The organism is Sphingobacterium sp. UBA3549, assembly GCF_002376635.1.
GTDB lineage: Bacteria > Bacteroidota > Bacteroidia > Sphingobacteriales > Sphingobacteriaceae > Sphingobacterium.
In genome coordinates, this window is record NZ_DFOE01000004.1 from 1 (window position 1) to 13208 (window position 13208).

The window sequence follows — 13208 nt, forward strand, 5'->3', positions numbered from 1 at the left end:
ACAGTTTACTTTACACCCTCATTCAAGCGGACGGTTACGCCATTCATTCAGTGCAGGAATCACCTTGTCGGTAATATTGGAGATCTCCGTAGCAGATATATCCATGGCATACATTTCCTTCACATAGCTTGAAATATCCCGTGTGCTCATTCCTCTGGCATACATGGAGATAACATTGCCTTCAAGCTCCTCCGTAATGATCAATTGACGTTTAGGGACTATCTTAGGCTCGAAAGTACCGTTTCGGTCACGACCGCTCTCCAATTCAAATTGTCCGGACTGAAGGCTTCGTACAGTCTTTCTTGTCTTCCCATTTTTACGGTTAACCTCTCCTGAAGCTTTACTTTCCTGTAGATGATGATCCAGCTCACCTTCAAGCATACTTTCCAAAAGATGTTTCAACATCGGAGCGAAAACTCCGTCCGTACCGCCCATTTTCTTGCCTGCATAAAGGCCTCTCATTGCTTCCTCTTTGAAGCGTTTAAAATCAAATTCCTCTTTTTCCATTTGCTGTGTCTAATATAAAAATTCTTTATTTGACACAGTTTACTTTACACCCTCTAATTAAACCTACATTTTTTCATTTAATTTTCGACATTCAAGGACATATCTATCCTCTCAATAGCACTTTTAATTTCTTCTTGAAGAAATTTTAATTTTATACTTCGGAGTGGATGAATTTCATTGTTTATTTGATATTCATGAAGTTTTTCATAAAATTCTCTTAAGTATTTTAATTCCTCTTTATACACCAGGAATTCGGCTGTATCGGATTCTATTTCTTTGTATCTTTTTTTTATGAAATTTGCAAAAATTTTGGTAGCACTATTATTTAAAGCTAAAACGATTCGTACAAATTCATCAGTAGTAATTATCCCAAATATTTGATCTTTATGGCTGAATTCTGCTATGTCCTGATGAAGACCATACAATGTATCACTAATGTTATTATCTTTTAAGTCTTTTAACTTCTCACATATTGCCCTTCTAGATATTTTGTGTTTCATTTTGTCGATCTTTTCTTTTGCAATTTCTAATAATTTTTGAAATTCATTCGTTCTAAGCGAATGGTATTGTTTTCCCCAGGAGTTCTCAGTAACATACTTCATTTCGTGGAGAATGGCCAGATCTGATATTTCAGTATTCTCAATGAGTTCTTTTGCTCTCTTTAATACTTTTTCTTTAGAATTATCCATCAATAATCCTTCATCAATTAATCGTAATAAAATACCCGATACATGAAGGATTTCAGTAATTTCTAAGTTGTTTTCTTCATAAAATTCTTCTTCTACAGATTTTCGTAATCGATCAAATTCGTTTGATTCAAGATCAAACCAAAACCATAAATGCTCCCAATCTTTACTAACTCTTTCAGGCTTTAATAAATTAGATGTTTCAATATCCTTTACAAGTAATTCGTGTGCACCTTTTTGTATATAATCGCTGAGGTTATTATCCTGAAATAAAATGTCTGTTTGGGTTACTGTATACCTATCTAAAATTTCTCGATAATCTTTATTTACATAGTGATTTGTAAAATGAAAGATATCAGCTTCATTGGGTTTTATAGGATTCCCAGTTTGATATTCAAGAAAATAAATCAAAAAATATGGATAGTAATTCTTAATGACAATTGCACTTCTGTCTTTATCCTCCATTATTTTGGGATTGATAAATTTGCAAAGCCTTTCAAATTCGAACAATGCCATTTGTAATACTCGAAAATTTTTAGTCTTCGAACAGGTGAATATTTCGGATGTTATTTTCTGAAAATCTTCGTACCTTCCATTAATTTGATTGTTGCCTTTCTTCAGAAATTCATCTATTATAGAGTCACTGTTTGATTTTAGTTCAAATGTTCTACCTATTATTTTCTCCTTGAATTTTTTATATTCAAATTTAGATTCTTCTCGGCTCGTTTCCTCTAACTTAGACTCATCAGTAACAAGAATTACTTTACATTTGGAATGTTCGATAAAATCATTCAAAAATCCAAACAACTCGTCTATTGGTAATTTGCATCTTTCAATATCATCAAATATTAATATTTTATTGCCTGTTATTTTTTCACTGTCTAATTTGAAAAAAAATAGAGAATCAGGTTTGAAATCCAGTATAGCATCTTTATTCCCATCTTGATTAAAATCAAAATCAATTTTAAGAGTAGTTTTTAATACACCACTCAATATTTTCTTTGTAGCTTTTATCCCTTTAGAATAAAAAAAAGGAGATATTTTAGCTTTTAAAATATCAACCACTTCTTTTTTGGATGATACCCCATTCAGGGATGCGTAAATAGGTTTTAAGTAGATTTCATCCTTCTTTAAAACCTCGCTTTCATTCTCCCATTTTTCAATAATTTTTTTGATAAAAAATGTTTTTCCTGATCCCCATTTTCCGGAAAGCATTACAGCAAACTTTACTTCATTAGATTTTACATAAAAATCTAGATAACTCTCAATATGTTTATTATCCATTTCACTAAATATATCTAAATTAATAATTATTCAGGTTATATACGTGAAGATATGCCATTTGGCAACTATTTTTTTGGAAGCTTTTCCCCCAAGTTTTTAATTTCGCGTAGTACAATATCCAAGTCATTTGGAGGTATTGGTATGGATGAAGTTGAGTGTGAAAAATACTCCCATATCTCGAAGATATCCTCAAATCTAACAATAAACTCCTTATATTCACTATTTCAGGACCTGCATAAAATATTTCCAGAGTCTTTAACTGTTATATCCTTGAATACAATATCTTGACCTTTTAAAACTATGATTGATAATGTATTTGGTTTTATTGTGTTCCAATCAGAGACAAATCGGCCGGTTACATCCATCGCTTCTGGAAATGGAAGCATAGAATCACCTTCAATGGGAAAAGTTCTGAATGTCCCATACTTAGGAAGATTTGGATGGTAGTATTTAGGCAATTCGGCTATAAAGTCGGTATCAGCAAAACCTCCTGCAGCATAACCTGCCTTTCCTTTAATAGGAACATACTCTACATTTTCATTATTACTTCGATCCACTGTTATTGCCAGCACACGTATATTACCCCCTTTAATATAGATATCATCTCCATTTTCCAGTTCTCGGAGTTTGAGTTCGCCAATTTTTGCTAGGTCAATTTGTAATAAGGTATCAATACTGAGCCGGTAAAATCTCGACAGCTTCAGTAGCTCGCCCCGGTAGTAGAAAAGGCCAGCATTGACGAACACTACCTGGACATCATCGAGATAATCGTCCAGCAGCTTTGGTCTTACCTGGGGCAAAGGTTCCTCTAGGCCACGCTCAAGGGCTTTCTGTATCCGGGAAACTGTCTTGCGGCACATCCCAAGTTCTGAGGCTATCTCCCGTATCGATTTCCCGTGGGATAGCAGTGTTTTTATCGTATTATACATTGCCACTTTATACATAATGTCGGACTTTAATACTCCGACAAGTTAAACCTTAATTAAAAACTTAAGGTGGTGGCATTTTAGTGAGAATATATGGAGGTATTTTAGTGAGAATTAACACACTGGTGCAGAAAAGTCATTTCTGACACCACTTTCTATCCGTAAAATACCCATGGTAGGGGAAAAGTCCTATACAGTCCTACGAAATATGGGTATCTCCCAAATTTATATCCTGCAGGAAATGGAAGTCCTTACCATCCGGAAAGTGCTGGGCGAAAATGGCGTATCGATCTGGAACAAAGCTAATGGCCTGGATAAAAGTCCTGTGGTACCGTTCCGGGAACAAAAGTCCATGAGCAGGGAAACCACTTTTGAGGCCTATACCACCGATATGGAACGCCTCAGGAAAACCCTGGTCTCCATGGTCGATCAGCTGGCCTATGAATTACGAAAGGAGGGCAAGCTCACCGGGTGTATTACTTTAAAGATCCGCTATTCCAATTTCGATACCCACAACCAACAGGTAAAGGTATCCTATACCAATTCGGATAAACAGATCACCGAAAAGGTGATGGAGCTCTTTAAAAAACTCTACAGCCGCAGGATGCTCATCCGCCTGATCGGAGTAAAGTTCTCTAACCTGATCACCGGTAACTACCAGGTAGATATCTTTAATGATACCATGGAAGAAATACACCTGATGCAGGCAATGGACCACATTCGTAAGCGGTTCGGGGTGGAATATATTATGAAAGGCATTTGTTTGGAAGGAAAAGGAGGGAAGTATGCTACTCAATTTGCACAGTAATTATAGCCTTCGATATGGTACAATGAGCCTGGACGACCTGATCGCCGGGATGATGGCCACTGGTCATGATAGTGCCGTACTGACCGATATCAATAACAGTTCTGCATCCATTGACTTCATCCAAAAAGGTCGGAAGGCAGGGCTGAATATGCTGGCCGGTATGGAACTGCGCCAGGGCGATGAACTACGGTTTATAGCCATTGCTAAGAATACCGAGGGATTCCGCGAGATCAATGAATACCGTACCCAGGCCAACCAGCGGGAACTGTCGATTCCAAGTCGAGCGCCGGAGTTCCGCAATGTATTTGTGATCTACCCATTCGGTAGTATAGCCGTAAGCCAGCTTCGGGATTATGAGTATATCGGTATACGACCATCCGAGCGAAATCTTATTGTACTGGAACCCAAAGGCAACTATGAGCGCTATGTCATACTCGCCCCAGTCAGCTACCAGCCAACTGATTATAAACTACATTGCCAGCTTCGGGCTATTGACCATAATATCTTGTATTCCCAGCTGGAGAAGGGCCAGGTCGCCCCAAAGGACGAAGTATTTATCACTCGGGTAAAGCTGCTGGAATTGTATCAGCAGTTCCCACAGCTCATAGCCAATACCAACCGGTTGATGGGCCAGTGTTCCTTTGATATGGATTTTAAAAAGATCAAGAATAAGGAAACGTTCACCGGTGCACGGTACAGCGATAAAGAACTCCTGTTATTGTACACCAGGGATGGATTTACCAATCGATATCAGAAGCACGACAAAATAGCACAGGAGCGGATTGCAAAAGAACTGGAGATCATTGAGAACCTGAACTTCTCCAGCTACTTTTTAATCACCAATGATATCTGCCGCTATGCAAAAGGCCGGAACTTCCATTATGTAGGCCGAGGCAGTGGTGCAAACTCAGCAGTTGCCTATTGTCTGGGTATAACCGATGTAGACCCCATTGAGTTAAATCTTCCCTTTGAACGCTTTCTAAATCCGAAGAGACAGTCACCACCGGATTTTGATATTGACGTGTGACACGAAGTCGCTCAGTTAGAATATGGCTGATGCCATTGGGTCAGTGCTTAGACCTATCTCTAATCCTCAGGAGCGTCATTGGTAACGATAGGGTTTGTTGCAAGAGGAGAACGCCTAAGAAAAATCCAAGTTCTATGGAGGATTCGGGTACAGAGAAGACTGGACGGGTGAAAGAAATGAATCTTCGTTGAGGTTGCGTTACGAAAGAATCACTGAAAAATGGAACTGATACAGTGACTTTGGGATATAAAGGAAAACTCACCGTCGATAGAGTGTACAAGCACCCTAATCCCCGCAATAAAGAAGGCACCCACCCCAGTCGCACTTCTACTGAGTGGAACGTGGAAACCCCAATGATGTCCGTAGTTATACGGTAGGTCCTATCGCAAGAGAAGATACAATTCCTCAGTGGGAACAGGAAGACCCGAGAAGCGAACGCTGGCATACTGAAAAGTACAGGGAATACATAACCTGCCAGATAGGGAAATACCCAACTTGAAAGAGTGCAGACGCGGGTCTGGTGAACGACCCAAAGCATGGGATTTAATGAAATACCTGGGCAGAACAATACGCATTGTTGGCAATTTTGTGACAGATAAAACCGTAAAAACCAAGCATGGCACCTATATGAAATTTGGCACCTTCCTGGATGTTGATGGTGATTTCTTCGATACCGTACACTTTCCACCTTCACTAGTAGCCTACCCGCTCCGGGATTGGGGACTTTACCTCATTGAAGGAAAAGTGGTGGAGGAATTCGGCTGTCCGGCAATAGAGGTTTCCAGGTGTGGAAAGATGCCATTAAAGACTGATCCGAGGAGTGTTTAATTCCCTTTTTTTGTGCCATTTTGTCTAAGTTGCAACTATAATTATAACCTTTTTTCAAAGAGAATTGAAGTATTACAATTAATTCATGACAAAATGGCTAATTAATGTAAATGGCTATTTTTTTGATATACAAATATTTAATCAATTAAATATTTTATGATTGGAAAACTTACATCTCAACAAAAACTTCAATTTAACAATATCCTAGAGGAGTTAGGCAGAAATCTTGATATCAGCGAATCTCAGCATAATGCAATCTCAAAGAGTTATGATGCAGTTGGCCTTCATTTGGCTAAACATGACTCATTACTTGGTAAATATGCGCCAGAAATTCTTCCTCAAGGTTCATTTATGCTCGGCACAATGATTCAACCCGTCCATGAAAACGATGACTTGGATATCGATTTGGTTTGCCAATTGGTCGGCAAACAGGAGTCATGGACCCAATATGATTTAAAGCAAGCAGTGGGCGACCAATTAAAGGCGCATGGCACCTATAAAAGAATGTTGAAAAGTCCAGAAGGAAGAAGATGTTGGACATTAGTTTATTCTGAAGATGCTAATTACCACCTTGATATTCTACCATGTATAGTTGACAGCGGATACCGGGTATTATTAGAAAAAGCCTTTTCTGATAACGAAATGGAGGAAGCAAACGGTTTAGCTTTAAGGATAACAGATAACCTTGAACCTAATTATAAAAGTGAAGCTAATCATTTAAATTGGATGAAAAGTAATCCTTTTGGTTATGCAAACTGGTTCTTCAATCAGGCTAGTTTAGAACTTTCAAAATCAGCACTGCTCCTTGAATCAATCCAACCTGTTCCAAAATACTCTAAAGATAAATTACCATTACAAAGAGTAATTCAAATATTAAAACGTCATCGTGATATGATGTTTGATGGAGATATTGATAAACCAATTTCCATTCTTATCACAACCCTTGCTTCAAAGGCATATGAAAAGGAAACAGATATTCTCGAAGCGTTAGTAAACATCACACAAAAAATGGCTGGACTAGTAACTGAAGAATATTCGAAAAAGCATGGGAGATATATAAAATGGGTCGAAAATCCAGTTAACCCTGAGGAAAATTTTGCTGACAAATGGGCGGATTACCCAAAAAGGGAGCAAAATTTTTACAAATGGATTATACAAGTCCAAAGTGATATGGAAGAGGTCCTAGGCTTAACGGGACTTCACCGGATTCAGGAATCATTTTCAAAATCTTTAGGTGCTCCACTGTTGGAAAAGACATTTAATAGTATCGCCGATAATGCTCGCTTATTGACCGAAGAAGGAAAAAGTAGATTGGATGTTAATGTTGGGATTACAGCATTAGGAGCAGCTGCAATTAAGCCTCACACGTTTTATGGCAAATAAACAAAAACCACTGGGTATCAGTGTACAGGCTGGAATGTTAAAAAGTATGTTTCCAAAATCGAGTGTAACAAACAAAAGGGACAAAGGGCTGATATGGAAACATAAAATACAGCCATCTCCTTTAAGTGACCAATATGTGGTAAAACTTGAATATGATTTAGGAAAGCCACCTCGTTTTTACGTCGTCGATCCGTTGCCTTTACCATTGTCGAAAAACGCAAAGAAACTACCTCACGTATATGATCAAAAAAAGCAAAGATTGTGCCTATATTATCCAGACGGAAAACAGTGGAATTCATCAATGCCGCTTGCTAAAACAGTAGTTTTATGGGCATATGAATGGTTATACCATTACGAACTTTGGCTTGGGTCAGACGATGACTGGAAGGGCGGGGGAGTTCACCCTTATAAAAATCAAACAAAAATTGATAATTTAAATTAACTAACCAAAACTATGAGTGTATCTTATATTCCGCAACCGGTTAAATTTATTCTATGGGGAAAATCAGCCGGAAGATGTCAATATAGAGGGTGTAATACTTCTTTATTTGAAGATGCTTTGACTAGAGGCGAGTTTAATCAATCTTATATTGCCCACATTGTTGCTGATGAACCTGGTGGCCCCCGCGGCCATTTAACAAGGTCTGCCGAATTAAAGCAAGATATCAATAATCTGATGTTGCTTTGTGACTCTCATCATCGCTTAATTGACAAAATTGATGTAGAAGGTCATCCTGAATCATTGTTAATTGAGATGAAAAAAGAGCATGAAAATCGTATCGCTATATGTTCAGATATATCTTATGACATGCAAAGTTATATAGTAACTTATAAGGCAAATGTGGGTGCACACACGCCTATGTTGACTTATGAATCTGTTCGTGAATTTCTACTTCCAACTCATTATTCTGCTCAATCATCAGCGATAGATCTTGGATTGTCAAATAGTCCGCAGCGTGATAGAAATGATATTTTCTGGCAAACAGAAATCGACAATTTGGAAACACAATTTAACGAACAACTCAGACCAAAGCTAAGAAAGAATAAAATTAAGCATTTGTCTCTGTTTGCATTTGCTCCCATGCCGCTATTAATTAAATTGGGTACGATGCTTAATGACATTCAACACATTGATGTTCATCAACCTGTTAGGAATCCTAAATCTTGGAATCTATCTAACCAAGGCGAGGATTGCGAATATATAGTAGAATACCCTGAAAAACCAGGCTGTCCAAAAGTCGCCCTTAATATTTCATTAAGTGCAACGATCACAAATGATAGAATTACTTCTGTAATGGGAGAAGATTGCTCTATTTATACATTGACTATAGATGAACCGTTTAATGATTATTTAAAAAATAAAAGTCAACTTGCGAGCTTTAGTATAGCAGTTAGAAAGTTACTTAATGAAATAAAAAGTAATTACGGTTCAGGGATTGAATTAAATATATTCCCGGCAATGCCAATAGCTACTGCAATTGAGTTTGGACGCGTTTGGATGCCAAAGGCAGATATGCCTTTAACCATTTTTGATGAAAATACAGGGTTTAAAAAAGCAATTGAAATTAAGAACGCTTAGCGAAGTATTATTTGTATTAGCAATTTGCATTTTACTTAAATCTTTAATACTTTAAAAATCCACGGATACATATCCGTGGATTTTTTGTATAAATTTTATACTGTCAAAGAAAATGTACTATTTTGATATTTTCAATTTCACAGTTTATACTTCATATTGCAACTCCGGAACTTCTGCGTAAACAAATGCTTTAACAAGAGTTCCGGTTGTTTTAAAGTCCTTTTCTATCGTATAAGCTTCCATTTCTTTGGCGCTGATCTGGTAAGTAGCGAGTTCATTAATACGCTCTTCTGAAAGATCGCCCATCATCCATTCCCACGCCAGTTCATCCGGAAGCATGGTCGGCATCCTGTTTTTGGAATTATGGATCTGTCTCATTAATGAGTTGGCTTCTGTGGTAACCAATGCCACAGTGTCAACCGTTTCTCCGGTATCCTTGTCCGTCCAGTCCAGATCGCAGCAATAAAGAAATACTCTTTATCCTTTAATCCAATATGGTATGGATATTTTTTAGCTGTTTTAAGCGTTTCTCCGGTCCGTTTATTAGTCGGATAAATATGTTGCCATTCATAGAACTCAGAAGATAGGATAAGGCAGCGTCTTTCCAAAGCAGCTTTTCGGAACAACTTCTCCTTTCATGTCCCAGGATCTACATAAAGTAGTTCTTCGCCTTTAGTATTTAGGGTTGTATAAGGTTGGTTCCATTTCCTTGTTGCATCTTTGTAGCCAAATCGCATTTTATTAACAGCATCCCTGTTTTTTGTATATGGTGGAATAAAGCCCCATTCCATCTGGACGATATCGAAGTTAAATTTATCTTCTGTGGGTTTGATAACCGCAATATTGCCATAACTGAAACCATCATGGATATTCTTATCCAGGAAGTCATAGTTTAGGACTGCTTTTTCCAGATCCATCACGCGAATAAACTCCGCGCGGTTAACTTTTTGTCTGTTATAATAACACATACGCTATTCTCCTTTAAAATGAGCCTCTATAATCGCTCCAATATCTTCTGTTTCTTTTCGCCCAGCCGGTATACTCGTCCAGATCATCCCGGCATAGCTTTTCATTCGGGTAAGCACTAGTGGTTTCCTTTTATCACTAAACGATATATAAAACACCGTGTTCAGATGCCATCCAGGTGTTTGAAGGATAAACTTCCTTTCTTTTCTTCAGCTTTATGCAGCAGCTGGAAAATCCCGATCCTCCGACTTCCTTATTTTGAACAGCACCACAATGGTGGCCCAGGCTATTCCACTTTTACATACCTATCATTCAGTGAACCTCTATTTGGATAATGATCCGGCAGGAGATAGGGCAACCTGTTTAATAAAATTGGAACTACCCAAAGCGAAAGATAATCGAATCCTATTTGCTGGTTATAGTGATCTGAATGAATATCTATGCGCTCAGGGAATTATGGCCTGGATTGTTTGACGAGTTTACAACCATATATCTTAGTGATATAGATAGCCTAATCGCCACAGCCCGGAGCAATAAAGTTGCTACCTTTCTTGCGATCCAGGATATTACCCAGCTCAGGAAGGACTATGGAAAGGAGCAAGCAGATGTTATTATGGGTATAGTTGGTAATATCATTTCCGGTCAGGTTACAGGGGACACCGCTAGCTATTATCTAATAGGATTGGTCGGATTATGCAAGACCGACAGAGCCTGTCCATAAACCGTAATGATACCTCTATAAGTAAAAGTAAGCAACTGGAGGCAGCTGTTCCTGCATCCCGTATATCTGCATTAAGCAGTGGTGAGTTTGTAGGAACAGTAGCCGATAACCCTGAAGAAAGGATTGAACTAAAGTCATTTCATTGTTCAATTCAGAATGACCACGCCGCAATAAAGGCTGGAACGCAATCCTATTTGTCCATCCCTATAATTCGTAAAATAGATCCAGTGATTGTCCAAAGGAATTATCAAGCTATAAGGGATGAAGTTAGGAAAATAGTAAATGCGGAGTTGCAAAAAATTATTTAGAATAAATTTTAATTTCTTAAATACTGAAAATGTAAAAATAATTCCTATTCTTGTGGAACATTTATTACCTGTTTATTTTATGACGCCAACTTGTTACATCTGTTTTGATGGTGATAAAGACATACATCACTATAGACTTATGACCGCATGGAATGAAAATCCAAGGTTTAATTTTAATTTTAAAAATGCTCATGATCTTTCTCAAGCACGAGATACGAGTAGTGAGGAAACCATTAAAAGGAGCTTAAGATTTAGATTAAATTCAAGTGACATTCTAATTGTATTATTAGGGGAGTCCACAAAAAACTTGTTCAAATTTGTACGTTGGGAAATTGAAGTAGCTATTGAACTTGGATTACCTATAATTGCTGTTAACTTAAACGGACTAAGAACAATAGACTCTAATAGATGTCCAGCTATTTTACGTGATAATTCTTCAATTCATGTTTCTTATAATTCAGCGATTATAAATTTTGCTATTTCTGATTGGCCAAAACAATGTAATAATTATAATAGTGCACGTTACTATTTCGAATCCGTATATAAAAGTATAGGACTATGAGATTAAGATATTATTTTAAGTCAATATTAACTAGATCTTATTGGTCATATGCCCTCTTTAGGATAGATTCAATAAAGACTTTTATGGCAGTTTTAGGGGGGATTTGGCTATTTGTGGGAATATTTGGTGATATTAGGCTCATCGATAAAAACAATATAAATTATTGGTATTTATTATATTTTGGAATATTTTCTTTATTGGTTGTGATTTTTACAAGAAGGCCCTTGACTAAAATTATTTACAATCATCCTGGAAAGGATCTACAAATAGAAGTAAAAATTGGTAACCTCTTTGAAGTTCCTGGACAAAAAATTATTGGAACAAACACTACATTTGATACTGATTTTTCAAACAATATAATTTCTCCAACCAGTCTTCAAGGGCAATTTACTACCAAATATTTCCAGACAAATATGGCAGGACTTGATCAACAGATTGATAACCAGTTGGCTTCTTATACGTTCCAAACAATCAGCAAACCTGGCAAAACTAAAGAATATGAATTAGGTACTACAATTAAATTCGATTTTCCAGGTGAAAGATTTTACCTTTTTGCAATGGCTGAAATGAATACCCAAAACAACGTTAAGACTTCCCTTAAGAAAATCCATATTTCGTTAGAAAAACTATGGGATTACATTGAAAATCAAGGAAATCCTACAGACACTGTTATCCCCTTGATTGGTTCAGCCTATGGAAGATTAAATATCAGTCGAAAGAAATTAATAGCAGAAGTTGCACATTCTTTTATTTTAGCAAGTACGTTAAATACATTTGTGCCTAAATTAACAATAGTTATTAATCCTAAAGATGTCGAAAAATTTGAACTTAATTTGTTTGAAGTTAAGGACTTACTTAGGCACTACTTACCATAATAGCTTTTAAGAAATGGGAAAGAAAAATCAATTTCAGGATGAATTGAATGTTCGTTGGAGTATTTTAGTTATTGTAAAACAGGTTGCTAAATCTGCAAATTATTTTTTTAATCCACCTTCGAAGCTGGAATCTAATTTTATTAATCGAAGAATTGAATTAACCTTTGTTAGGTGGGCAATATGGCGACTATTAATAATTGAAATTTCAAAACTTGTCAGTTCTTCAGAATCTCAGAAGTTTAATGTAAATAAATTAATTAATAAGCTTAAACCTGGTGGTTTTTATTCCAATTTGGAATTTGATGCGAATATGCTGGAAGATTATCAAAAAAGACTTGAATTACACAAGGGGCTAATTGAGGAAATTGAAAAGTTTAGAAATAAAGTTTATGCCCATAATGATGAGTCACCTTTTCTTAATTTAGAACCTAATTTCAGTATTGATGATTGTATTGATTTAATTTTTTTAATTGAGGAATTTATAGCCTATTTAGGCTCGAAAATACTAAATACTTCTTTCATTTGTCCATCATTGACACTCACCGAAAACAGCTTTGATTATATTTATGAATATGCTTTAAGTGAGCAACAGCATAACATTCAATTAGCAGAATCTAATGGATTTTCTTATAAAGAATTCACTGGATGTGATATTTTTTTGGAAGAAAGGAAATGGGGATAAAATCAAATTAATCTTTGAATCTAATTAAATATGATAGGTAGAAGTTATGTGTATAAATAGAATAAT

Annotated in this window: 15 protein-coding genes and 2 pseudogenes; 12 read left to right on the top strand and 5 right to left on the bottom strand. The window is 36.6% G+C overall.

Going from position 1 to position 13208, the window contains the following annotated elements:
* Positions 1-21 precede the first annotated feature (21 nt).
* The 3 genes and pseudogenes from B2W36_RS02530 to B2W36_RS02540 form a co-directional block, all read right to left on the bottom strand.
* A pseudogene (locus B2W36_RS02530) lies at positions 22-507 on the bottom strand (transposase); the annotation flags it as partial.
* Positions 508-584: 77 nt separating this feature from the next.
* Positions 585-2477: a P-loop NTPase fold protein gene (locus B2W36_RS02535; RefSeq protein WP_293886366.1), complete on the bottom strand. Its 1893-nt coding sequence runs from the start codon at positions 2475-2477 to the stop codon at positions 585-587.
* A 224-nt stretch (positions 2478-2701) separates the two neighbouring features.
* Positions 2702-3421 (bottom strand): helix-turn-helix domain-containing protein, encoded by a 720-nt coding sequence (locus B2W36_RS02540; RefSeq protein WP_293886367.1) that lies wholly within the window; start codon positions 3419-3421, stop codon positions 2702-2704.
* Positions 3422-3575: 154 nt separating this feature from the next.
* Between B2W36_RS02540 and B2W36_RS02545 the strand changes: the two genes are divergently transcribed.
* The 6 genes from B2W36_RS02545 to B2W36_RS02570 all read left to right on the top strand — a co-directional run bounded on the left by B2W36_RS02545 (position 3576) and on the right by B2W36_RS02570 (position 9028).
* Complete coding sequence (locus B2W36_RS02545) at positions 3576-4211, top strand: DNA polymerase Y family protein (protein WP_293886368.1); 636 nt, start codon at positions 3576-3578, stop codon at positions 4209-4211.
* Positions 4189-5238: a PHP domain-containing protein gene (locus B2W36_RS02550; RefSeq protein ID WP_293886369.1), complete on the top strand. Its 1050-nt coding sequence runs from the start codon at positions 4189-4191 to the stop codon at positions 5236-5238. Before B2W36_RS02545 ends, B2W36_RS02550 begins: the two co-directional genes overlap by 23 nt.
* Positions 5239-5733: 495 nt before the next feature.
* Positions 5734-6066: a hypothetical protein gene (locus B2W36_RS02555; RefSeq protein ID WP_293886370.1), complete on the top strand. Its 333-nt coding sequence runs from the start codon at positions 5734-5736 to the stop codon at positions 6064-6066.
* A gap of 156 nt (positions 6067-6222) precedes the next feature.
* On the top strand, positions 6223-7449 hold the full coding sequence (locus B2W36_RS02560; protein WP_293886371.1) for a nucleotidyltransferase domain-containing protein: 1227 nt from the start codon (positions 6223-6225) through the stop codon (positions 7447-7449).
* Positions 7439-7891 (top strand): hypothetical protein, encoded by a 453-nt coding sequence (locus B2W36_RS02565; RefSeq protein ID WP_293886372.1) that lies wholly within the window; start codon positions 7439-7441, stop codon positions 7889-7891. Before B2W36_RS02560 ends, B2W36_RS02565 begins: the two co-directional genes overlap by 11 nt.
* A 12-nt stretch (positions 7892-7903) precedes the next feature.
* Positions 7904-9028: an SAVED domain-containing protein gene (locus B2W36_RS02570; RefSeq protein WP_293886373.1), complete on the top strand. Its 1125-nt coding sequence runs from the start codon at positions 7904-7906 to the stop codon at positions 9026-9028.
* A 144-nt stretch (positions 9029-9172) separates the two neighbouring features.
* Here B2W36_RS02570 and B2W36_RS22610 read toward each other — a convergent pair.
* Both B2W36_RS22610 and B2W36_RS02580 read right to left on the bottom strand, forming a co-directional pair.
* A pseudogene (locus B2W36_RS22610) lies at positions 9173-9654 on the bottom strand (SOS response-associated peptidase).
* Between the two features lie 9 nt (positions 9655-9663).
* On the bottom strand, positions 9664-9996 hold the full coding sequence (locus tag B2W36_RS02580; RefSeq protein WP_293886374.1) for a hypothetical protein: 333 nt from the start codon (positions 9994-9996) through the stop codon (positions 9664-9666).
* Between the two features lie 253 nt (positions 9997-10249).
* On the opposite strand from B2W36_RS02580, the gene B2W36_RS02585 reads away from it, so the two are divergent.
* Genes B2W36_RS02585 through B2W36_RS02605 form a run of 6 tightly spaced genes read left to right on the top strand, consistent with a single transcriptional unit; the run spans position 10250 to position 13142 of the window.
* On the top strand, positions 10250-10468 hold the full coding sequence (locus B2W36_RS02585; RefSeq protein ID WP_349678858.1) for a toprim domain-containing protein: 219 nt from the start codon (positions 10250-10252) through the stop codon (positions 10466-10468).
* Positions 10425-10715: a type IV secretory system conjugative DNA transfer family protein gene (locus tag B2W36_RS22560; protein WP_313448134.1), complete on the top strand. Its 291-nt coding sequence runs from the start codon at positions 10425-10427 to the stop codon at positions 10713-10715. The genes B2W36_RS02585 and B2W36_RS22560 overlap by 44 nt, the downstream gene beginning before the upstream one ends.
* A complete protein-coding gene (locus B2W36_RS22565; RefSeq protein ID WP_313448133.1) occupies positions 10688-11023 on the top strand; it encodes a hypothetical protein in 336 nt (111 codons plus the stop codon). The genes B2W36_RS22560 and B2W36_RS22565 overlap by 28 nt, the downstream gene beginning before the upstream one ends.
* 52 nt (positions 11024-11075) lie before the next feature.
* Positions 11076-11585, top strand: a complete 510-nt coding sequence (locus tag B2W36_RS02595; RefSeq protein WP_293886376.1) for a TIR domain-containing protein — start codon at positions 11076-11078, stop codon at positions 11583-11585.
* The gene (locus tag B2W36_RS02600; protein WP_293886377.1) at positions 11582-12460 is read left to right on the top strand and encodes a macro domain-containing protein; all 879 of its coding nucleotides are present in this window, start codon (positions 11582-11584) and stop codon (positions 12458-12460) included. The genes B2W36_RS02595 and B2W36_RS02600 overlap by 4 nt, the downstream gene beginning before the upstream one ends.
* Positions 12461-12473: 13 nt before the next feature.
* Positions 12474-13142, top strand: coding sequence for a hypothetical protein (locus B2W36_RS02605; protein ID WP_293886378.1), 669 nt, complete (start codon positions 12474-12476; stop codon positions 13140-13142).
* The last annotated feature ends 66 nt before the right edge of the window (positions 13143-13208 follow it).